A 23,320-nucleotide genomic window follows, 5' to 3' on the forward strand; every position below is an offset into this window, starting at 1 on the left:
TGGTTTGATGTTCTGGGTGGTTAGAAGGCTGGCAGGTAGTTTGCCTCTTCCTTTTCCACCTGACGTAACGATAGGCTCATGGGAATTGCGCCGGTAGTGGAATTTTCCCCAAGTGCAACTTCAATGAGAGCACTTTGTGCAAATAGGAAGTGGATGCGGGTATTGAAAGGATATGGGAGAGAGAGTGCCGGGCGCTGCGGTAGCGCCCGGCAGATAACTTTTAGGCGGCATTCTTCGGCGGGAAGCGGGGCTCGAACAAACCAAGCTCAATGGCTTCGCGCACCATGGCCATCAGGTCAATTTCGGTAAGCTCCTGCAGCTGCTGCAAATTGTTCAGTACATAATAAACCGGCTGCACAATGTCGATACGATAAGGCGTGCGCAGTGCGTCGATGGCGCTGAAGTCGAAGCGCTCTGGTTCATTACTCAGTGCATAGAGGGTTTCCTTGGGAGAGGAAAGGATACCGCCTCCGTAAATACGCAGGCCGTCATCGGTGCTGAGCAGACCGAACTCCACGGTGAACCAATAGAGTCTCGCCAGATAAGCGCGCTCTTTAGGGGAGGCTTTTAGGCCTAACTGGCCATATTTCTCGGTAAAGTTGGCGAAGGCCGGGTTGGTCAGCATGGCGCAGTGGCCAAAAATTTCGTGGAAGATATCCGGTTCCTGTAGATAGTCGAATTCCTCAGGGGTGCGAATAAAAGTGGCAACAGGGAATTTGCGATCGGCGAGCAGGCCAAAAAAGGTTTCAAAGCCGATCAGAGCGGGTACACGTGCTACTTCCCAGCCAGTCTCCCTGCGCAGTACAGAGGAGATTTCCTCAAGCTGGGGGATGCGATCGCGGGGCAGGTCGAGCAGCTCAAGGCCGTGCATATACTCATCACAAGCGCGACCGGGCAATACCTCCAGCTGGCGCTTTATCAGGCGCTGCCAGGTTTGATGTTCCAGCTCGGTGTACTCAATAAAGCCCTCGGCGTTGGGCTCTCGGGCCACGTACTGGGTGCTCTTCTTGGCTGCTTCTTTTTTCATGATTTTGTCTCCTGCGGCCTGCCAGTCTCTCCAAGTGTTGAAGGCTAGTGGCCCTGCCGCTGAATCCTTGTTGTTATGTGTCTCCTCTATTTTTAGTCAGAGGCCTGCCTTTAGGGGAGGCTTAGCGTGGAGGTATTGCGCCCTCCAATACAAACCTCTTACACTTTTTGTAAAGAAAACTTTACAGGTGGGCTGGTGAGAGTCGAAATAACCTGCGCTAATCGTGTCGGTATTTTGCATGAAATTATGCAAATATTTGGCGAATATCGGATTAATGTAACCTCTGGGGAGCTGGGGGGGGACAGTGGAGATAAGGTCTACCTGTTGGCGCCAGGTATGCTCACAACCCAGTACCAGGCTATTGAGAAGTCTCTCTACCGGGTTCCCGGTGTCCAAAGGGTCAGGCGCATCTCGTTGCTACCCTTGGAACGGCGATATTTTGAACTGGATACCCTCTTACAGCACGTGACCGATCCAGTGCTCAGCGTGGACCATGCCGGCCGGGTTATTGCCGCTAACGTTGCTGCTGCGCGCGCCTTCGGGGTCAGTCTCGATCGGGTACCGGGTTTACAGTTACAGCGTTTTCTACCGTTGATGCAAGTGGCCGAGCTGCTGAGAGATTTTGCGGTGCCCCGTTTTGGGCTCCCAGTTGTGGTGCGGGGTCAAAATTTCCGAGTGGACTGGTCACCGATAGCCTTAGATAACACTGGTGATGTGGACTCTTTGGCCGGTGCCGTGTTGCGTATGCAACCTGCGGAGAAAAGTGAGTTTGCTGCAGGACTTCCACGCCCTGTGGCGCTGTGGGATTTTGATTTACGCCGGGAGACTTGCCTGCAACTGCAGGACCTCTCTGAATTGAATTCTCCTTTGCTGGTTTGTGGCGAGGCGGGGACCGGTAAAACTACTTTTGCCTGTGCGGTGCATTATTTATCACCCGCTGCTGCCCGTGTAGATTGCCACCGTATTGTGCCCCAGAATGGGAAAATGGAAATCCCCAGGCATCTGCGCTCAACTGGAACCTTAATTTTGGAGGATCTTCATCAGCTGGATGGCGAGGCCCAGCTGACAATCGCCCGCCGTTTGCGCGGCCTGCCACCTTCAATACGCTTAGTGGCCACTTGTTCCGAGCCTCGGTCATTGGTGCCGGCTCTAGCTCAGCACTTTAGTGCGCTCTCCTTGGTCTTGCCTCCTTTGCGCAATATGCGACCGGGGCTACCACGATTTGCTGAAACGCTCTTGCGACAGGAGTTCCCCGATCAGGAGGCGCCTGTTTTGGCGTTGGAGGTGCTCGAACTGATTCGCCGTCATGACTGGCCGCAAAACTTCAATGGTTTACGTGACTACCTGGCAGCTGCCCTGGGCAGCTGTAAACGTCGTGGCGCCAGCAAAATAGATATTGAGGACCTTCCGGACTTAACCGTGCCGGCGAGTTTACCCTGGCGGGAATGGGGCAGGGGGCTCAGCTACAAAGAGATGATGGAGCAGCTGGAGCGATCATTACTCAGTGAATTGTTGGTGGGGCGCTCCTCTACTAGAGAACTAGCCAAGGAGTTGGGCATTTCCCATACCGCTGTGGCCAACAAGCTGCGTAAATACGGCCTGTCGGCCCACAAAAAATAGGCGAGTTCAGCGTTCAATACGCCCCAACAGCATATCCTTAAACATCACAAAGTCCCCCATAAAACTATAAAAGGGGTACTTAAAGGTGGCAGGTCGATTGTGTTCAAAGAAGAAATGCCCAATCCAGGCAAAACCATAACCAGCCAGCGGTGTAGCGGCAAACCACAGCATATTGCCTGTGCTGATCGCTGCGATCACGGTGGCAAATACGAGGCTGGTACCAATAAAGTGCAATCGTCGGCAGGTTAGATTGCTGTGCTCTTGCAGGTAGAATGGGTAAAAGTCGCGGAAAGATTCGAATTTTTGGGCTTCTATAGCAGCCATGCTATGCCTCCTTATTTTTATTGCTCCCGCAGTGTAAGGCCAATTCAATAGTCTTCCAAGCTGGGCGCATATCGGGAATATCTGTTAGTCTGCCGCAAAAATTTTCGGGGATGCACCCCGTATTAGTGAAACGAGGAAGTTATGGCAGGACCGCTCGCGCATCTCAAAGTACTCGATCTCAGTCGTATTCTTGCAGGCCCCTGGGCCGGACAGGTTTTCGCCGATTTTGGCGCCGAAGTGATTAAGGTGGAGCGCCCTGAGCGCGGTGATGACACTCGTCACTGGGGCCCTCCCTACCTCAAAGACGCCGAGGGCAATGACACCGCCGATGCTGCGTATTACCTGAGCGCCAACCGCGGCAAGAAATCGGTCACTGTAGATATCACCACGGAAGCCGGCCAGGGCTTGATTAAACAACTGGCTGCCCGCTGCGATATTCTTCTGGAGAACTACAAGGTAGGTGGCCTAAAAAAATACGGCCTGGATTATGACGCTATCAAGGCCATTAATCCTGGAGTGATTTATTGTTCCATTACCGGCTTCGGTCAAACGGGCCCCTATAAAAACCGCGCCGGCTACGATGCCATGATTCAGGGGATGGGCGGATTGATGAGTATCACTGGTGTGCCCGAAGGGCAGCCTGGTGCTGGGCCGCAAAAAGTGGGGGTGGCCGTTGCCGACCTGATGACGGGCATGTATGCGGTTTCCTCGGTGCTTGCCGCTGTAGTGCACCGCCAGCAGACGGGAGTGGGGCAGCATATCGATCTGGCCCTGCTGGATACCCAGGTGTCCTGGCTTGCTAATCAGGCCCAGAACTACCTCACCTCGGGCAAAAGTCCCGAGCGCCAGGGCACAGGCCACCCCAATATCGTGCCTTACCAGGCTGTGCCCTCGCAAGACGGCTATTTTATGTTGGCGGTTGGCAACGACGACCAGTTCAAGCGTTTTTGTAAGATCGCGGGTATAGAACAGCTTGCAGAAAATCCCGCTTATGTCAGTAATTCCTCACGGGTAATAGCCCGCGATGAGCTGATCCCTCAAATTGAGAATGCCACCCGCAAGCAGAACTCTGCCTGGTGGTTGGAAAAACTCAGCGAAGCCCATGTGCCTTGCGGACCGATCAATACTCTCGAAGAGGTCTTTGCCGATCCACAGGTGCAAGCGCGAGGTATGGTGGTGGAGCAGGATCACCCGCAAGCCGGCAAAGTAAAAACTGTTCGCAACCCGGTACTCTTTTCCGAATCTGCCCTCGATTACCAGCAGGCTCCACCGGTATTGGGTGAGCACACTGAAGAAGTACTGCGCGAGTTACTGGGAAAAGATGAGCAGCAAATTAACCAACTGCGCCGCAACGGCGTCGTGTAGTTAATACCCGGGCCCGGCAAACATTTTTTGCCGGGCTTAAATCACAATATCGAGTCAGATTTAACTGGGGAGGCAAGGAAGCCCTGCTTTTAAGACATGCTGTGAATAGATCGCGATAGGCTCGTAAACGGGTTATCTTTTGCCTATATCTTATAAAGGAAATAGCACAGGGAAGCGTTATGCAATTGGACCATTTCAATATTACTGCACCTTGGAGTCAACTGCTGCAGGTGCGGGACTTCTATACAAATGTTCTTGGTCTTATAGAGGGAGAGCGACCAAACCTTAAAAACAACGGATTTTGGCTTTACGGTAATGGCAAACCGATTGTCCATCTCATGGAGGGAGAAGTCTCTGAACAACAGGCTACAAAGCCCTATTTGGACCATATGGCTTTCCTTACCGAGGACCTTCAACCGATAAAACAACAGTTGGATTCGATGGGTGTTGCCAGCGAGCAAAGGGATGTACCGGGCCGTAATCTAAGGCAGTTGGTATTTTTTGATCCGGTGGGGATCAAGGTGGAGGTGAGTGCGGAGATTTAAGTATACTTAATAGTTTACCTGCTTGCTTATAGGGTATGATTTTCATGCTTTAGCTTTTCTGCGCTTACATGGCTCCTACCTGTCTATGAATTTGCCCAATTCTTCTTGATAGTTGGCCTGCACCGTCATCTGTAATGATCTGCTTGTGTTCATAGAAAATAGCTCTTCATAATAATTATACTCAATAGGCGATCTCCAGATTGTTTTAAGGCCGCAAAGCCATCTCGAGATCTGCAATCCCATCTTTAATTAAGGGGCGGAGGGTGCCTTTTCTGTCACCACTTTATGTATGGTTTGGTCATTTGATGGTCACTGAGCCTGAAAGGTTAATAATCTGTTGCTTGTCTCCTATAGGTATATTTAAGGATATTAAGAGTGGGTCTCTAATTTGCCCATAAGCCCATAAGTAGCTTCAGTTCTGGTGATGGATTGAGGGTGTCTATTGTGACTTTTCCTGAAGTTATTCTTTTTTTTATCATTTTTTTTTGGCTTGATAATTTTTTGATATATATGTAGATTGCCGAAATTCCTCCCTTATAGGGAGTTAATAAATAAGTTGATAAAAATTAATTTGGGGCTTGCCTTTCCTGGGATCTTTCTCTATGCGTCTCATTCTTGCTTTTCTGTGTTTGATTATTGGTGGGGTATTTCCTGTAGTTACAGTTGCCTCTACTGGCGTCATGGATAAGGGGTATAAAATCTATAGTGGTGACATTAATAAAGATGGTTTTAATGATCTTTATTTTGAGTACCACCGTCCCATTATTATGCTGCATGGTGAAGTGATTACCCCGGTAGCAATGCCTGAACTTCCAAGTTTTGTGATGTATGGAGCACTTATTGGAGGGGGGCATAATTACACCTCTCCAGTTGCCACCACATTGAGTGATTCTGCAGTTAACGCTTTAGAATTACTGGATGGAAAAATTTCCCTAACCGGCGATTTTAATGGTGATGGTGCATCTGACCTTTTGGTGCTCTCATCTACGCCGCTAATTTTGCATGCGAATGGCAATGGTCTTCCTAGCCTGGCCCAGTCTTTTCCCATTGGAAGCAACACTTCAGAAGTGGCTGTCATCCTATCTAGTGCCAACCCGAACTATGTCACGATTGAAGATATTGATGGCGATGGACGTGATGATATTTTAGTTGAGGGTGCTATTGACGCTTCTTTACTAGCAAATAGCTCTGGTAAGTTTGATAGTTATGGTGCCCCCGTAGTAACCGGCAGCCCCAATATGGCTGGTGTGACAGGAGGGCAGTTCCGGGTTAATGAGTCTGGTGCAGTGACCTACTCAGTACCACTTGCTGTGGCAACTGGTACCGCCGGCGTTGCCCCGGAAATATCTCTCAATTATACAAGTAATGGTGGCAATGGTCTTTTAGGTAAGGGCTGGTCCATTGGTGGTTTATCAGGAATATCTCGCTGTCGTCAGACCCTGTCTATTGATGGAAGTATGGCCCCGATTAAATGGACAGAGTCTGACCGGTTTTGCTTGGATGGACAGCGACTATTAAAAACAAGTGGCTCACAGTATGGGGCGGTTGGCGCTACTTATAAGACTGAGATGGATTCCTTTGCCAAGGTTGTTTCCATTGGTGGTAGCCTTGGTAAACCAGATTATTTTAAGGTTGAGCGCAAGGATGGTTCGGTAAGTTATTATGGCAATAGAGGCGATGCAAAATTACTAGCCGGCGGTCATACATTAGTTTGGGCTCTGGGACGTTTTGAAGATAGTGTCGGTAACCCTATCGAGTTCCACTATGAAGGGGATGCGAGTTCAGGCCACCGTATCCAGGAAATTCGCTTTGCCTATGGTTCTGGCGGTTACGATGCTGAAATTGAATTTAAATATGATGGTCGTCCCGATTACTTGAAAAGTTATACGGCCGGCTACGAATTTAAGACAACGAAGCGTTTACAAAAAGTTGTTTCCAAATCCAATGGCTCTGTAATCCGCGAGTATACTCTTGGATACCAACCTGTCCTGCCTTTCGGCTCGGGTCAAAAGTATATGGACAGAACTTCACTTCTGTCCACCTTGCAAGAATGTGTTGGTTCCAGCTGTCTTCCTGCAATAAATTTCGAATGGCTGCAAGTTTCTTTGAAGCACAATGGTAGTGGCCATGAAACCATTGATTTTTCTCCGGCCTCTTCGCGATTCCTGGTTGACTATAAATATGCCGATATTAATGGTGACGGCAAACAAGATATCGTTTGGATTGAAGGGGATGCGGACGGGGATGACACCGATACACGGGTTAAATACGCTATTTCTAATGGTGTAAAATTCACCCTGCAAAAATTTGCGGGCACTCGATTTAACCACAAAAACAATCATGGTATTTACTTTACCGGCACTAATGTCGGTAAGGACTTTGCGATCCGAGTTCTCGATTATAATGCTGATGGTCGTCAGGATTTAGCAATTTTTAATGAGCGTGGAGCTTATAACTATACTGGTGGAAAATGGCATATATTTCCCAGCCGTTATATTAATGGCGCCTGGCGATTAGACTCAGAAGGGATTAGCACTGGGCTGGGTGATAAAGATGCGATCTTTGCCGATTTCAATGGTGATGGACTCGCGGATTATATTTCCGCTGCCACCGATGGCAAAGTCAAGGTTCGCCTATTGCAACCATATGGTGCCTCGGTATCTTCTGATCACTACTATAAATTTAGCAGTACAGAAAAAACCTATCCGCTTAATGTGAGCGGAGCTACTATTGGCGATCCGGATAAGCGAGTCCCGGATACTCTCGGCGACTTCAATGGCGATGGTTCTATTGACCTGCTGGTGGCAACCTACTCTCAGAGGTATGGTTGTGTCACGACCGGTACTGGCGGTGGCAATGATCCCCCCAGGCACGAGCCATTCTTGCCAAGGCAATTGCTAGGCGGCCCAGACAGCTGTGGAGTAAATCAACAATGGCGCTTTTTGGGCACCTATTTCGATGGCTATCGAGTAGCTGTATTTGATAAGCAGACAGAATCTTTTAACTCTCTGGAGCTGTTATCCTCAAGTAACGATTCGAAAACGCCGATTGCAGTAGATATCAATAGTGATGGGCTTACTGATGTTGCTTATGTTACCGGCACTGATAGTCTGGTCATCAAGCTAAGTACCGGTAACGGCTTTACCAGCCTTGGTTTTTTTGCAGGCGGTGAAAAAGCAAATTTTGCCGACCTAAATAACGATGGTTATCCAGATCTGGTATGGCCGGACTTTAATACTGGCTATATCAAGGTGCGTTATTTCGATCAGAATAGTGGCACTTTTGTCAGCAACGCCATAAATTGGAAGTACATCGGCAAGGATAAAAAGGACTTCCCCTGGTTTGCCGATACCAATGGTGACGGTCAGGTTGATTATCATAAGTATGATCAGTCCAGCGGTAAGGTGTATACCTATATTGCCAATGACAATTATCCAGAGGAAAGAAATAAACCTCACAATGTTATTCATCGCATTGATAATGGCATTGGCAATATAACGGAAGTCACCTTTGAGAATATGGTGAATGACGGTGTTTACTCCCGTCTTGAAATGTCCACCAGCACCACGCAGAAATGTGTAACTCATATCGAGGATTTAGAGCGCCTGGATGCGCGATCCTCTGTGAATGTTAACCGCGAGACGATCTGCTACCCAGTGACGGTAGGCAATCCAGCCTCTCTTTACAGTGCCCTCAATGGCAGCTGGGTTTTGCCTTCAGGAAGCCACACATTAGGCAAAGACAAGCCAGTATTAGATATCCTCTCCCCCATGTTCCTGGTTTCCAAGGTGGAGAGTTCCGCGCCGGCTGCGGGTGTCAACCCGGGAGCGGTCAATCGATCTGCCACCAGCTCGGTGTCCTACCACTATCACCAGATGAAGTTACAGGCCGCCGGCCGCGGTATGTTAGGTTTCCAAAAGGTGAGCACCACCGATAACCAGACTGGCGTGGTGACAGAAACCACCTATCGCCAGGACTTCCCCTTTATCGGTATGCCGCTTTACACAGAAACCCGTACTTCCAAGGGGGCACTTCTGAATAGGGCATCCAACAACTGGCGCCTGCAGGGGTGGGGTGGCAGTGGCACACCTTTTAGGCCGTACAAACCCTATATCTACAATGCGGTCGAAGAAACCTATGACTTAAAAGATAACGGCAATAGTGCTGGAGAGCTGCTGCAAACGGTTAGTACTACTAACAGCTATGATGGCTACGGTAACGCTCTCACTATTAACGTGGTGACAAAGGATGGAGCATCCGGCCAGCAGTTCGTCAAAAAAACCGAGAATGTGTATGGCAGTACTACCTGGGAAAAAGAGAAGGGCCGCCTGAGCCATACCAAGGTTACTAGCACCCGCCCAGGGATGCCCAGCCATGTGCGTGAATCGGCCTTTACCTACTACACCTCTGGAGCCCACAAAGGGCTGCTGAAAACCGAGATCATCGAACCGAATAAGTCGGAATTTAAGCAGGTCACCAGCTACGAGTACGACGGCTTCGGCAATGTCAGCAAGAAAGCACTCTCTGCCGCTGGCGAGACAAGCCGCAGCGCCAGAACGGTGTACGACCCCTCCGGTCGCTATGTCTCCGAGAGCTATAACGCCCTAGGGCACCTGACTGAGAAGGTCGTCTCCCGTAACCACTTTGGTTCCCCCCTGATAGTGGAGGGCCTGAATGGTCTGATCAGCTATGCCTCCTACGACGCCTTTGGCCGTGAAGGCTACAGCTGGAACAACGCCGGTGCGGATAAGAAGACTCTATATGAACGCTGTACCAGTGGCTGTCCCAGTGGCGCCAAGTACAGAGTGACCACCAGCAGCAGTACCGGCAGCTGGGGCAGGGAATACTTCGATGCCCTCGGCCGTTCCATGCGCACCGAAACCCAAGGGCTGCACAATAAAGTCTATGCAGATAAAGAGTACGATAACCTCGGCCGGGTGAAATTTGTCAGCGAGCCCTATTTCTCTGGGGACACTCGTATGTGGACCGAGACCCAGTACGATCTGCTCGGCCGTCCTATCCGGGTCATCGCCCCCGACAACTCGGACGCAACGATCATTTACGCCGGTCTGAAGACCATCACCACCAACGACAAGGGGCAGCCTAAGACCGAAGTCAAAAATGTCGCCGGTGAGTTGGTGGAAGTGATCGACGCAATGAATGGTCGCCTCACCTACGAGTATGATAGCCAGGGCAACCTGCACAAAGCGAAATCCTGGGGCAAGACCAATGCCTCCGGCAGCCATATTGATGAAGGCGACGGCCTCAGCTACCCCATCGTCGTCACCATCAACTACGACCATCTGGGTCGTAAGAAAAATATGGATGACCCCGATAAGGGCGCCTGGAGCTATGAATACACGGGCTATGGCGAGCTGAAAAAGCAGACCAATGCCAATGGTCACACCGTCGCCTTCACCTACGACAAGCTGGGTCGCAAGCTGACGCGTATGGAAAAAGCCGGAGGCAGCAGTCTCACCAGCAACGTAACCTGGCTCTACGATACCGCCCAAAATGGCCTCGGCCAGCTGGAAATGATCAGCGACAGCGTCACCGGCTACCAAGCCGTGTACCAGTACGACCAGCTGGGTCGCAACCATGCCCAAGCGGTAGACTTCGATGGGGCCGGCCCTCAGCCCGCCTACGTCACCACCACGCTATTTGATGATTACGGCCGGGTAGAGCGCAGTTACGACGCCCTCGGCAGTCTGCTAAGCACCGGGCAATCAGGTGTGCGCAACTACTACAATGGCAATGGCTACCTGTACAAAGTGGTCGATCTTGCGACTGGAGACCTGATCCAGGAAGTCAAAGCCCAGACCGCCCGCGGCCAGCTGAAAGAGCAACTATTGGGGAACGGCGCCACCACCAGTTACAGCTACGAAGGGAGTACTGGTCGCCTGCTCAACCAGACCTCCAGCGTACTGGGCACCTTTGGTATCCAGAATATTACCTACCAATGGGATACCCTCGGCAACCTCAGTAGCCGCCACAACCAAAGTGGTAGCAAGAATCTGCGCGAGAGTTTCTGTTACGACAGCCTCAATCGCCTGATCAAAACCCATATCGGCAGCAGCAACTACAACTGCAGTAGTCTCAGTAGTGCCAACCAGGATGTGCGCTATAACGCCATCGGCAATATCACCTATAAAGCCGGGGTTGGATCCTATGTGTACGGCGAGAATGGAGCCGGTCCCCACGCAGTGACCACTGCCGGCGGCGTGCGCTACAACTACGACGCCAATGGCAATATGACCTCGGATGGCTTTAACGGTGGCCGCACTATTCGCTATACCACCTTCGACAAAGCCTCCTGGATCAAGAAAGGTAATCACACGACTGAATTCCTTTACGGGCCCAGCCACAGCCGCTATTACCGCAAGGACACCAACAGTAGCAATGGCGAAGTCACGGAAACCTGGTATATCGGCGGCATCGAGCGTATCCAGAAATCCAGCGCCCCCAACGAAATCGAATGGAAGCGTCAACTGGGCACCGCCGTATATACGGTCAAGACCGACCTGGCCTATGCCGTACAGTCCACCGACAAACTGTTCCTGTATAAGGACCACCTGGGCTCTATGGACCTGATTACCGACAAAGCCGGTAATGTCAAGCAGGAAATGTCCTTTGACGCCTGGGGTCAGCGCAGAAATACGGCCAACTGGAATGCGCTCTCTCTCAGTGCGCTGTCCAACTTCGATCACAGCCGCACCACCCGTGGTTACACCGGCCACGAAATGCTGGATGAGGTGGGCCTGATCCATATGAATGGGCGGATTTACGACCCGCGCCTGGGGCGCTTTATGCAGGCGGATCCCTTTATCCAGGCCGCAGCGGATACGCAGATGTATAACCGCTACAGCTATGTGCGAAATAATCCGCTGAATGCGACGGATCCCAGTGGGTATTTCCTGGATCTCATAGATGGGTTGATATTCTCTTATATTGATTCGCAACTAAGTAAGCCGGTATTTAATGAGCTGGCAAAGAACCCGGCGCTTGCCACAGCTGTGCAGATAGTAGGCTCAGCAGTTAGCGCATATTACTGTGGGGCTTGCTCAATAGGTTTCAACGCACAATTTTCCAAAAATATGGCTTATGCTCAGAGCGACGACTTTGCTAAGGCTATGGAAGCTGCAGCTATTTCAGGAATTAGTTCTGCAGCCTTTTATGGGGTTGGGAGTCTTCACTTAGAAGGCGCTGCTAATATTGTTGCTCACGGTGTGGTCGGCGGTGTAATGGCGGAGCTTCAGGGGGGGAGTTTTGGGCATGGCTTTGCCGCAGCTGGATTCTCAGCATATGCAAGCAGTAAAGGTTGGACAGGCCCAGAAGGTATAGGCCCAACCGTTGATGGCGTTGTTGTTTCTGCAGTGGTGGGGGGGACTGCCTCGGTAATAAGTGGTGGTAAGTTTGCCAATGGTGCTGTAACCGGGGCGTTTAGCTATGTATTAAATAGTAGCTTACATGCAGATGCACCAGAAACTCCTCAAGAGAGGGTTAACAGGCTCGCGGAAGAAGTTTATAAAGATTTTCCGGAACTGCGAAGAGCCAATTTAATTGCGGTTGAAGATATTTCAGGATTGTTTCATGAAAATGACGGACAATATATGGGAGGGAGCGATATCCTGATAAAGTATAAAAGCTCTAGCGATGACTGGATTAAAAGCACAATTTTCCATGAATTACTCCATATGGATGAAGCTTTAACGGTAGCTAATGGTTCTAAGTGGGGTTACGCTGCTTATGAGTTTTATACTCATAAAGGCCATGATCCATGGATTAATTCAGCTGATATGCAATACAATAGTTATTTGTACAATCCTAGAGCCGTAAAACCAGATTTATCGAGCGCGCCATGGAGGTCTCAGGAATGAAAGGTTATTTATTTGGCGGCGGGCTCATTGTTCTGACCATTGCCTCAAGCTACCTTTTTTATGGTTATCAGGAGCAAGAATTTTACAGGAAAAAAAGGGTGCATTGTGAGCTCTTTGAGATTTCAAAAATCTTAAATTCTTACTACGCGGAGCACAAAGTCTACCCTTTAGATGATGACTGGATAAATGAAATAAATTCAAACTTATATTCAGTGAAGTGTGGGCGTACTGTTCCAGTGGTAAATGGTGAAGTGTTGGATCCTTGGGGTGAGGCGTATAGGTTTGACATTTTTTCAAAAGGTAGAGTTGATATCTATTCTGAAAATCTAGAGGGCCTAAAAGTTAACCTCAAAAATGGTGGCGCTATTAAAAATGGTGCCACCCGTTAGTACAATGAATTCATAAATTATTGGTGAGGGCGTTCAAAACTCTGTGCCAGCCAAATAGTCTGATGTATTTCTCCAGTCGATCTGGGAAGTGGATCGTCAGCTGTGATAGTGTCAGATTCCAATTTTGAATTGGGTGCGTCCAGCGCTCGGATGCTTTTAGTATACCGGCGTACAGAAGTTTCAGTAAGCTATTTTCATTGGCAAAGACCCCTCGTCTTGGTCAATTTGCGGAATTGCTGATGTACGGCCTCGACCGCATTAGTAGTGTAGATAGGAGTACGGACGTATTCCGGGTATTTGAAGTAAGCCGTGAGGATTGACCATTTACCCCGTCACGACTATCACCTTCGGATACTTATCACGCCACTTGGCTTCCTGCTCGTCCTAAGGCACTTTCGGCGGCATTGGCATTTTCATTGAGTGTTGCCTTCTTATAGGTGTATCTGAAATAAACCATATAGGCCTTCTGGTTTTTGAAGCCGAATATTTAAGTGAGTTGCAGATCAGGTGGATGATGCAGTGCTAGGCTTGGTCTTGGGATAGATTCTCTCTAATATCCTTAGGGAAGCTCCATTGGCCATCAATACAAGTAATTGCTTTGCCCCCATGGTTGTTGAGAGCAATCAGGGCGCTCAGCCAGTGATGTACAGCTTGCTGCCAGACTGATAGAGCCCTTAGTAACTCTTTTTTGCCTTCGAGGTAGAGCCCAAGAATAGTATTAGTGGCCTTGCTAGGAGAACGACCATCCTTGATTGGTAGGAGATAGCATTGAGCCAGACAGTGGGAAAAACAGTCTCAAGGTCGTGCTTACAACGAGCTTGAAGTTCAGGGCGTAGCTTATAAGTAACGGCGTTAATGGTACCGTTGGGGAGCCCCATTTTATGGGTAGCGTAATATGTATGCGAATATTCTGGTAGCTGTTACCAAGAACAAGCAAAGCTGTGATCTTGCGATCCAGCTCGCCGATGGGCTGCGTTTGATGCTTCTTGTTCATTTGAGACTTGAAGGTTCCGGCGCGATCTCGCGGCGTCTGTAGCTAGAAGCTATAGACGGGGTTTATGGTTTTTGACGTGGGCCATCCTTACCTTCATAGCAGCTTTAAGGAGTTGTTTATTATGGATCATCTTCTTTTAGCGAATAGTGAGGAAATGACACATAACTCTGAGCATTGCCGGATTATCAAATAGTTCGCACTGCGATCTTTCATCACACCACCCGCTTTGCGGGTGGTTACTGATGGCAAAGCTTTAACTAAAACGAAGAATTTGTACGATAAGCTTCATCTAGTAGATGTTTTAAAGGAAGCTCTGGGATTGAGAATTCACCGCCATGTTCATCTTTTACTAGAATACTAATGAAATTTTCATCCCCTTCAGGACCAGAAGTGGTAGATATGTTGAGTTTGTATGGCGCAGCAAATTTAGCTTCATTGTTAGCCATAGGGATCGGGATATATAGCTTTGCTTCCCCGTTTCCAAACCATAGTGAATCAATAACGATGACACTCTCATGGTTGTTGTTTGGGTTCGCCGCTATCTTGTCGTTTAGTGATAATCTGAGCCTGTTCCCGTCGAGAGTAAGAATTTTAATATCAGTGACTTTTCCTGGGGTTACATCAACCAATCGACCTCCTACATGAAATAATGGCTGTCCTTGGTTTCCTGGTTGATTTGCACCGATAAAACTCTCTGCTTCGGATACAAAGCCGTCAATGTAAATATTCTGATCGCTAGAATTTTGAAAATCTACACCATGCACTTCAATGTTGAGTTGGCGGTATACCCAGGTGTTGCCAACTGTGGCCCGGTGTAATCCATTAGTGGAGTTGAAATTCCTTACGGATAATTTGGACGCATTGGGGAAGTTTACATCTAGCGAGGTTATCACAGCGGGAGATGAAGGATCTGCCTGATCAATGATCAGTGTTGCAGAGTTGGCTCCATTTAGGTCGAGGCCTGGATACTGTAATGAGGCATTAGATGAAGTAATATCTTGAATTTCGTATTTGAAGGTTTTTGCTTGTGCTTCAAAGGCAAGGAAGGCTGCAGAAATAGCTGCTGTTACTAAGGCATATTTAGGAAACATATCAATCTACTGCTTAATAATTGTATTTTTTCACCAAGTGATGCTAAAGGTCTAAATAGTGAGGTTATTGGCCTGCCCACTTGATGTGTTAAATGTCACACTTTGAAATAGTGTCTCTTGAAAAAAAGAGCCTTAAATCTTGAAGTGTGAAATAAGTTGTGAGAATTTTCAGTTTTTTCAGGCGATTGATCGCTTGAGGTAAAATATCTGAATTAATTTATCCCTCCGTGATTAAAATTATCCAATAATTTATGGAGAGCTTACAGTACGGTTTTAAATAAGTAAATAAAGCTGGTTTCAAGGTGTACACTGTATTTGGTACTGTAACTCCATATTTGTTAGTCTTTTGCTCTTTTAAGGTTCAATTATGATTAGATGAGCTTGAGTGAATATGCTTCGTTATTTTGGCAGAGTAGAAACGTGTATGAATATTCATGTGAGTGAGTTTGCTTTTTACTGTGAGTGGGTTTAGGTAGGGCCTAGCAATGTGGCTACGATGAGCCCCGTCCGTGTTGGCTCGCTTTTGGGTTTACGCTGTTTCGATGGATCTTCCATTACTCAGAGAGGCTTTGAAGAAATGGCCGAGATGGATCCAGTTAGAATGTTAAAAGTTGGCGCACCGGGCTACCCAGAAGTTGATTTTTAAATCACTGGCGGCGTTATTACTTTGGCATGGTAAGTAGCTAAGATTTTTCTTTGCAACTGTTCTATCACCAACAATCTTTTTCATGTTTGGTATAGATGCCTATAAAAAATTGTCAAAACCATATATGTAGGGTTAGTCCACGCTACTAGTATCTTGATACCCTCTATACCCTTCATAGGTAAGGCAATCCTACTTCCAATCACTTCTCATTCGCACATTTACCACTTCATCTGTACTATATCCGCGTTAAAAACAGCATGCAGTGTGACTGAGTTAATAATTCAGTTCACGCTGTCAGGATTGATAAGGAAAATAATGATGAAGCGTATTCCTGAGCCATTCCGGATTAAGATGGTTGAGCCGATCAAAATGACCACTCTGGCCGATAGAGAGAAGGCTCTGGCGGAAGCTGGCTTGAACCCTTTCTTACTGCGCAGTGATGATGTCTATATTGATCTGCTAACAGATTCTGGCACTGGGGCCATGAGCGATAACCAGTGGGCCGGTTTGATGTTGGGGGATGAGTCTTACGCAGGTAGCCGCAACTATTACAACCTGTGCCAAGCAGTGGAGCACTTTTTTGGTTATAAATTAACCGTTCCCGCCCACCAGGGCCGTGGTGCTGAACAGATCCTGTTTCCCGCTCTGATTGAGCGTATGCGCCAGGTACGTGGTGGTACGACACCAGTCTTTATCTCCAACTATCACTTCGATACCACCGCGGGCCATATTGAGTTGAATGGTGGCAAAGCGGTTAATGTGTTGGACAAGCGGGCCTTTGATACCTTAACGGCTTATGACTGGAAAGGTAATTTTGACCTGGATCTTTTGGTCGAGACCATTAAGGAGCATGGGGCGAATAATATTTGTGCAATTATCACCACGGTAACTTGCAATAGCTCGGGTGGCCAGCCAGTTTCCATGGCGAATATGCGCGCAGTATATGAGATAGCCGCGAAATACGATATTCCAGTAGTGATCGATTCGGCACGTTACTGTGAGAACGCCTACTTTATCAAGCAGCGCGAAGAAGGTTATCAGGACAAGTCGATCCTGGAGATTATTCGCGAGATGTATCAATACGGCGATATGCTGACCATGTCTGCCAAGAAAGATCCGATGGTGAATATTGGTGGCCTATGTTGTATCCGTGATCATGAGGAGCTTTTCCAGGCGGTGCGTACCCGCTGCGTACCTATGGAGGGCTTTGTAACCTACGGGGGCATGGCGGGGCGTGATATGGAAGCATTGGCGCGGGGTCTTTATGAGGCCGCCGATGAAAATTTCCTGCAATACCGCATCAGCCAAGTAGCCTACTTAGGTGAGCGTTTGCGCGAGGGTGGGGTGCCCATTCAGTCTCCAACAGGTGGCCATGCGGTGTTTGTCGATGCGGCTAAGATTCTGCCGCATATCCCACCAGAGCAATTCCCCGCACAAGTTTTAACTAACGCGCTGTATCTGGAAGCGGGTATCCGTGCGGTGGAAATTGGCTCCTTATTGTTGGGGCGTGACCCGGAAACCGGTGAACAGAAGAAGGCGGATTTGGAATTGATGCGCCTGACGATTCCGCGTCGTGTATATACCAATGATCATATGGACTATATCGCTGATGCGATTATAGAGCTGCAGAATCGAGCACATGAATTGAAGGGGCTGACTTTTGAATATGAGCCGCCAGTGTTGCGACACTTTACGGCTAGATTTAAGTCTCTGTAAGTAATGGATGGCTAGGGAAATTTCTTTTAGTTTTTTCTGCTGGGTCATTTACCTCCCTAAAAGGGCCCTTCGTGGGCCTTTTTTTGTTTTTGCCTGAAGTTCTGATCTGCTACCACGCGCTGGCTTTTTCTTTCCCTGTCCGTTGGCGATAAATGTACCCAGGTGCTAAAGGCTGCTCCCCAGTTTTCTAATGAGCCAAGGGCTCCTGGAGTGACGGGGCAGTCTGGCAGTACTGTTTGTGTGAGTGCCTGGGAGAGCCCCTTTGTTTTGTGACTTGTTAGTCTGTTTTTTATCTTGTATCCCCGGCAAAAATCCAATTTAATTAATCGCGTGATTAATTAAATTGGATTTCAAGTTGACTAACACCACACCCAGTCGTGGCCGTGGACGGCCCAGGGACCCGGAGCGTGAAAGGCAGGTACGCGAGTCCCTGATGCAATCTGCCCATAGACTTCTTCGTGAGAAAGCGTTTCGTGATATCTCAATTCGCGAGATCGCTCAGGGTGCTGGGGTAAATTCCGCCATGATCAGCTATCACTTTGACGGTAAAGAAGGGCTGATTATCGAGGTTATACGCGGTCAGTTTATGCAGAGTGGCCCGGCATTTCTCACTATGAGTCTGGGGGATAAGGAGCCCAGTCTAGAAACCCTGAGGGATGCAATGGCTCGTATTATCCGCCTTTATATCCGTGAGCCCTGGATACCTCGTTTTATTGTGGGGGAGGTGGCCTCCAAGCCTGGTCGAATGCGCGATTTATTCACCGATAGGCTGGCATCTGTACTGGGCCCTATGTTGCGGGAGCTCTTACAAGCGCTTCAATGCGCCGGCCACCTACGTCCAGATTTAGATATTAATCTTATGCCGATTTCTTTTGTCAGTTTGGTTGCATTCCCCTTTATTGCGGGGGATCCCTTCAAGGAGATTTTCTCTTTTAGGTTGGATGAAGAAACCAGCGATAAGTGGATTGACCACACCGTTAAGTTGCTGCTCCATGGAGTGGCCAACAACGCTATAGCCGAGTAACACGAATATTGGGAGATTGGTGGTGATGAAAAAGGTCCAACTACAGAAACTGATGAATCGCCGCCTGGCGCTTCCTATTCTTGTTGCCGTTGGTATTTCTCTTTCAATGGCATTGGTCATGAGTAAGAGCCCGCCCAACCACGATGTGCAGGATGCACTGATCACCCCGGTAAATGTTGTGTTGGTGCAAGAGCTGCCGCTACGTGCCCAAGCAGTAGCTTACGGTGAAGTGAAACCCAGCACCTTTCTTGAAGCCAATGCTGAGGTGAGTGGTCGGATAGTCTACACGGCGCCGGAGTTAGAGAGTGGAAATATTATTCCTGCCGGCACCCTGGTATTGAAAATTGATGATACTAGCTACCAATTAGCCTTGGCGCGGGCTGAAAGTGATTTGGCAGCTAACCGTGCTAATTTGCAGGAACTCAAGGTTGAGGAGGTCAATAGCCAACGCTCTTTGGAGATTGCCGAACGTACGTTGAAGCTGGGTGAGAAAGAGTTAGAGCGCAAGCAAACGTTAGTGGCCAAGGGCACGGTTTCTCGCTCAAGTGTGGATGTCGAAGAGCAAAATGTGCTGCGCCTGCGTCAGGAAGTGCAAAACCAAACCAGTCAGCTCTCCTTATTTCCAACGCGCCGCAAGGTAATCGAGGCCCAGATTGCGCGCTCTGAGGCTCAAGTGCGCGATAGTAAATACAGTCTGGAGCGTACCCGGGTAACCTTACCCTTCGATGCGCGTATTGGTGAGGTCCATGTAGAGGAAAATCAATATGTGGCAGGCAATGCGCGCTTATTCGATGCCAGTGGTCTGGATCAGGTGGAAATTGCCGCTGAGCTTCCCATGCTTCATGTGGCGCCACTGTTGCGTAATCTCAGGCCAGGCAGTGACCTTGTGCCAGCGCCAGAAGAGCTTCCCAAAATATTATTGGGCTTGGAGGCGCGCATCACTCTGGTTGGTGGGCCTGGAGACAATGAGTGGAAGGGCCAGGTCGTACGTCTGGGAGGGGCCCTCGATAGTACCAGTCGTACGCTTTCAGTAGTGGTTGCCGTAGACGATCCCTATGGCGAAGCCCTCGCCGGAAAAAAGCCGCCGCTGTTTCGAGGCATGTATGCTCGTGTGGAATTAATAGCACCCTCCGCTCCAGCCCTAGCCATTCCCCGCCGGGCCTTGCATGAGGGTAGGGTGTATCTGGTGGAGGATGGCAAGTTACGCCTGCGGCAGGTGCAGGTGGATTACCATCAGGGGGATACTACGGTGATTCGTGCAGGCTTGTTTCCCGGTGAGCAGGTTATTGTCACCGATGTGATACCGGCGATTGATGGCATGGACGTGTCTGTGAGCAGCGGCCAGCAGGCCGTGGTGGTGAATACTGGAGGTACACTGCAGTGATTCGTTTTTTTGCCGCACACCCCACCGCAGCGAACCTGTTAATGGTTGCACTCATGTTGAGCGGACTGTTTGTCCTACCCAGTATGAAGCGCGAAACCATGCCGGAAATCGATAAATTCGAAGTGCAGGTTTCCGTCCCCTATGCCGGTGCCGCCGCTGCTGAGGTCGAAGACAGTATTTGCCTTCCTTTGGAGGAGGCCACTGACGGTATCAGCTTTATTGATGAACGCCTGTGTGAAGCTAAGGATAATCTCGGGCTGATGACCCTGAAAATGCAGGAAGCTGGAGATATGAACCAGTTTGTTGCGGATGTGGAGTCTGCGGTTGATAGCATTGATTCGCTGCCAGCAGAGAGCGAGCGCCCGGTAGTCAAGGAAATGGGGCGCACTCAAGGCGTTGTAAGTATTGCTATCAGTGCCGATCTGCCATTGCCACAATTGAATCAATTGGCGGAACACTATCGCCGCGAATTACTGCGTGACCCAGCCATCCCTATAGTGCGTATCTCGGGCTTCTCAGATCATCAGCTGCAGATCGAAATATCCGATTACAACCTGCGCCAGTACGGGCTCAGTGTGATGGAGTTGGCCAATATTATTGATCAGCAAGCCATTGATATGCCTGCCGGCAAGGTATCCACACCTGATCGTGAATATCAGCTGCGTTTTACTGAAGAGCGCCGTAACGTAGAAGAGTTGGAAAATCTTGTAGTCCTTAAAGGCGAAGATGGCGCCGAAGTGCGCCTTGGCGATATCGCGAAAATTTATGATGGCTTTGAGCTGGCGGAGGACAAGATTATTTTCGATGGTCATCGCGCAGCCTTGCTCAATGTAGAAAAAAACAGTGTGGATGATAGCCTGCGTGTACTGGAAGCTGTGCGTGCTTTTGTCGATCGTGAAAGTGCGAAGTTGCCCGAGGGGATCAAGCTAACCCTTACCCAAGACAGCGCCTCCATCGTTGCCGATCGATTGCAAATGATTATCTCCAATGCCTGGCAGGGCCTGATTCTGGTCGCCCTAGCGCTGTATCTTTTCTTTAGTGGTCGCTATGTATTCTGGGTGGTGATGGGACTGCCGGTATCCTTTCTAGGCTCCTTTGCCCTGATCACCGCCATGGGCGTATCCATCAATATGATCAGCTTGGTAGGTTTACTGATTGCTATCGGTATTTTGATGGACGATGCCATAGTACTTTCAGAAAGTATTGCCAGCGAACATCGCGATGGTCGCTCCCCGTTAGAGGCTGTAGTGAATGGGACCAAGCGCGTTGCCCGTGGAGTCCTGTCTTCTTTTGCAACCACAGTGATGGTATTTGGTGGGCTGATCTTTATTAAAGGGGATATGGGGCAGGTGCTTAAAGTGCTGCCGATTGTCCTGATTTCAGTATTAATTGTTAGCTTGTTAGAAGCCTTCTTAATTTTGCCTGCACACTTGCGCCATGCGCTTGAACACAAAAGCCGAACACCCGCTTGGAAGAAGGCTTTTGCCAAACGCTTTGAAGGCTGGCGTGAGAGTGTGGGGCGTGCGGCAGATTGGGCCGTTAAATACCGTTACGCCTTTGTTGGTGGGGTACTCGGTCTATTTTTCTTGACTGTAAGTTTGTTGCCGGCTGGGATTGTGAAGTTTCAGGGGTTTCCAACTTTGGAGGGCGATTTGCTGCAAGCTCGCATCCTAATGCCTCAGGGTACCTCCTTGCAGGATATGGAAAAACTGGTCGATAAACAGTTAGATGCTCTTGATTTAGTAGCCGCTGAATTTTCTGAAAGGGAAAGCGCTCCTCTCGTCAATCACGCAAGTGTAACCTTTGGTGTCAATGGCGATGCCTTTGAAACTGGACCCCATGTGGCAACGATTAATGTCGACTTACTGGCTGCGGAAGGGCGTAAAACCAGTTTGGATGAATTACGCCATGCTTGGCGTGAGGCTGCAGGTGAAACTCCTGGTGCGATCGCGATTCTTTATAAAGAACCAGCCTTAGGTCCCGCGGGCCGTGCTATTCACATGCGCCTCAGCGGACTGGAGTTGGATCAGCTGAAAGAGGTTTCTATTCGCTTGCAGAATTGGCTGCGAGGATACGACGGTGTAGTGAATGTGGTGGATGACCTACGTCCAGGCAAGCCGCAATTAAACATAAAAATGCGTGAGGGTGCCTACGCATCTGGCCTGGATGCCAGTAATGTTGCCAACCAGTTACGTGCGGCTTATCAAGGAATGGAGATTGATGAGATTCAGTACCGGGGAGAAACCTATGAGATCCAAGTGCGTATGGATGCGGATTCCCGTGGAGCCCTGAGCCGTTTTGATGAACTGGTCATTATCCATCCTGTTACCAAGCAGCGCGTCCCTTTGATTGCCATTGCCGATGTTGAGATGAATCGCGATTACGCACGGATTCAGCGAATAGATGGTGAACGAGTAGTAAGTGTATTTGCCGACGTCTTCACTGAGAAAGCTAATGCGGGCCAGGTGCTTGGGGATACCCAAGAGAAATTTCTCGCTGAACTTAAAAAAGAATTTCCCGGTCTTCGTGTCGGTATGCAGGGAGAGATTAAGAACAGTGAAGTCACAGGTAAGTCCATCGGCAGCGCCTTGTTGGTCGGTGCTATTGGTATCTACCTGATATTATCTTTACAATTTCGCAGCTATGTAGAGCCCTTAATTGTATTGGTCGCCATTCCACTAGCGTTGATCGGCGTTATCTGGGGCCATCTAATTATGGGGCAGAATATGTCTATGCCAAGTATGATGGGCTTTGTCTCTCTTGCCGGTATTGTGGTGAATGACTCCATCCTATTGGTGGAATTTGTAAAACGGCGTGTACGCGAGGGTATGGATGTTCATAGCGCTGCAAGCCAAGCCAGTCGCGACCGCTTCCGCGCAATCTTCTTGACCTCCCTTACAACCATCGCTGGTCTTTTGCCCCTACTGTTTGAAACAAGCTTGCAAGCCCAGGTTTTGGTACCCCTGGTAACCAGTATTGTATTTGGAATCAGTAGCTCAACGGTGTTGATCCTTTTGGTGCTGCCGGCGCTTTATGGAATTTTGGAGGACTTTGGGTTTACGGAACCTCAAGAGGAAGTTGAGGGGAGGGAGCTATCTGGGGACGGAGTACTTGCTACCGGGTAAGAAAAAAGTGAGTCGACGCTTTCTAAATTCTAACATTGAGGTAGTCATTTGGTATTGGTGCACTTTTTAATTGGTGTTAGAGAATGCTTTCTTGTTATCGATGCATTTCAGACTTTAAGCTCTTTTATCTTCTTCGAAGTTATAAGGCTAGTTTTGTGCTCTTTAGCTTGTTACATTTTTCAAGTGATAAAGA

Annotated in this window: 12 protein-coding genes and 1 pseudogene; 9 read left to right on the forward strand and 4 right to left on the reverse strand. The window is 49.0% G+C overall.

All coding sequences use genetic code 11. The features are described from left to right. Positions 1–220: 220 nt before the first annotated feature. Positions 221–1,027, reverse strand: coding sequence for a phenylalanine 4-monooxygenase (gene phhA, locus ACJJIC_RS12600; RefSeq protein WP_445357079.1), 807 nt, complete (start codon positions 1,025–1,027; stop codon positions 221–223). Between the two features lie 195 nt (positions 1,028–1,222). On the opposite strand from phhA, the gene ACJJIC_RS12605 reads away from it, so the two are divergent. Then, complete coding sequence (locus ACJJIC_RS12605; RefSeq protein WP_444900878.1) at positions 1,223–2,647, forward strand: TyrR/PhhR family helix-turn-helix DNA-binding protein; 1,425 nt, start codon at positions 1,223–1,225, stop codon at positions 2,645–2,647. A 6-nt stretch (positions 2,648–2,653) separates the two neighbouring features. On the opposite strand, the gene ACJJIC_RS12610 is transcribed toward ACJJIC_RS12605, so the two are convergent. Next, on the reverse strand, positions 2,654–2,971 hold the full coding sequence (locus ACJJIC_RS12610; protein ID WP_252085752.1) for an Mpo1-like protein: 318 nt from the start codon (positions 2,969–2,971) through the stop codon (positions 2,654–2,656). A 141-nt stretch (positions 2,972–3,112) separates the two neighbouring features. Between ACJJIC_RS12610 and ACJJIC_RS12615 the strand changes: the two genes are divergently transcribed. From ACJJIC_RS12615 to ACJJIC_RS12630, 4 genes are all read left to right on the forward strand, one after another. Then, the gene (locus tag ACJJIC_RS12615; protein WP_252085753.1) at positions 3,113–4,336 is read left to right on the forward strand and encodes a CaiB/BaiF CoA transferase family protein; all 1,224 of its coding nucleotides are present in this window, start codon (positions 3,113–3,115) and stop codon (positions 4,334–4,336) included. Between the two features lie 179 nt (positions 4,337–4,515). After that, positions 4,516–4,881: a VOC family protein gene (locus ACJJIC_RS12620; RefSeq protein ID WP_445357080.1), complete on the forward strand. Its 366-nt coding sequence runs from the start codon at positions 4,516–4,518 to the stop codon at positions 4,879–4,881. A gap of 602 nt (positions 4,882–5,483) precedes the next feature. Then, a complete protein-coding gene (locus tag ACJJIC_RS12625; protein WP_445357082.1) occupies positions 5,484–12,758 on the forward strand; it encodes an FG-GAP-like repeat-containing protein in 7,275 nt (2,424 codons plus the stop codon). Then, positions 12,755–13,147 (forward strand): hypothetical protein, encoded by a 393-nt coding sequence (locus tag ACJJIC_RS12630; RefSeq protein WP_444909725.1) that lies wholly within the window; start codon positions 12,755–12,757, stop codon positions 13,145–13,147. The genes ACJJIC_RS12625 and ACJJIC_RS12630 overlap by 4 nt, the downstream gene beginning before the upstream one ends. A 10-nt stretch (positions 13,148–13,157) precedes the next feature. Here ACJJIC_RS12630 and ACJJIC_RS12635 read toward each other — a convergent pair. Both ACJJIC_RS12635 and ACJJIC_RS12640 read right to left on the reverse strand, forming a co-directional pair. Further along, positions 13,158–14,183, reverse strand: a pseudogene (locus tag ACJJIC_RS12635) (IS256 family transposase); the annotation flags it as partial. Positions 14,184–14,398: 215 nt separating this feature from the next. Then, on the reverse strand, positions 14,399–15,232 hold the full coding sequence (locus tag ACJJIC_RS12640; protein WP_444909724.1) for a hypothetical protein: 834 nt from the start codon (positions 15,230–15,232) through the stop codon (positions 14,399–14,401). Positions 15,233–16,196: 964 nt separating this feature from the next. Between ACJJIC_RS12640 and ACJJIC_RS12645 the strand changes: the two genes are divergently transcribed. The 4 genes from ACJJIC_RS12645 (at position 16,197) to ACJJIC_RS12660 (ending at position 23,127) form a co-directional block, all read left to right on the forward strand. Beyond that, a complete protein-coding gene (locus ACJJIC_RS12645; protein WP_252085756.1) occupies positions 16,197–17,594 on the forward strand; it encodes a tryptophanase in 1,398 nt (465 codons plus the stop codon). 355 nt (positions 17,595–17,949) lie between these two features. Next, positions 17,950–18,618 carry a TetR/AcrR family transcriptional regulator gene (locus ACJJIC_RS12650; RefSeq protein WP_444885096.1) on the forward strand — a complete coding sequence of 223 codons (669 nt, stop codon included), beginning with the start codon at positions 17,950–17,952 and terminating at the stop codon, positions 18,616–18,618. 25 nt (positions 18,619–18,643) lie between these two features. Continuing rightward, positions 18,644–20,002 carry an efflux RND transporter periplasmic adaptor subunit gene (locus ACJJIC_RS12655; protein WP_445357083.1) on the forward strand — a complete coding sequence of 453 codons (1,359 nt, stop codon included), beginning with the start codon at positions 18,644–18,646 and terminating at the stop codon, positions 20,000–20,002. Continuing rightward, positions 19,999–23,127, forward strand: coding sequence for an efflux RND transporter permease subunit (locus ACJJIC_RS12660; protein WP_444909722.1), 3,129 nt, complete (start codon positions 19,999–20,001; stop codon positions 23,125–23,127). The genes ACJJIC_RS12655 and ACJJIC_RS12660 overlap by 4 nt, the downstream gene beginning before the upstream one ends. The last annotated feature ends 193 nt before the right edge of the window (positions 23,128–23,320 follow it).

The organism is Microbulbifer mixtoriginis (SeqCode) (assembly GCF_052468275.1).

Excerpts from the sequence above, each read along its gene's own strand:
- phhA (WP_445357079.1), bottom strand. The coding sequence starts at position 1,027 with ATGAAAAAAGAAGCAGCCAAGAAGAGCACCCAGTACGTGGCCCGAGAG.
- ACJJIC_RS12610 (WP_252085752.1), bottom strand. The coding sequence starts at position 2,971 with ATGGCTGCTATAGAAGCCCAAAAATTCGAATCTTTCCGCGACTTTTAC.
- ACJJIC_RS12615 (WP_252085753.1), top strand. The coding sequence starts at position 3,113 with ATGGCAGGACCGCTCGCGCATCTCAAAGTACTCGATCTCAGTCGTATT.
- ACJJIC_RS12620 (WP_445357080.1), top strand. The coding sequence starts at position 4,516 with ATGCAATTGGACCATTTCAATATTACTGCACCTTGGAGTCAACTGCTG.
- ACJJIC_RS12625 (WP_445357082.1), top strand. The coding sequence starts at position 5,484 with ATGCGTCTCATTCTTGCTTTTCTGTGTTTGATTATTGGTGGGGTATTT.
- ACJJIC_RS12630 (WP_444909725.1), top strand. The coding sequence starts at position 12,755 with ATGAAAGGTTATTTATTTGGCGGCGGGCTCATTGTTCTGACCATTGCC.
- ACJJIC_RS12640 (WP_444909724.1), bottom strand. The coding sequence starts at position 15,232 with ATGTTTCCTAAATATGCCTTAGTAACAGCAGCTATTTCTGCAGCCTTC.
- ACJJIC_RS12645 (WP_252085756.1), top strand. The coding sequence starts at position 16,197 with ATGAAGCGTATTCCTGAGCCATTCCGGATTAAGATGGTTGAGCCGATC.
- ACJJIC_RS12655 (WP_445357083.1), top strand. The coding sequence starts at position 18,644 with ATGAAAAAGGTCCAACTACAGAAACTGATGAATCGCCGCCTGGCGCTT.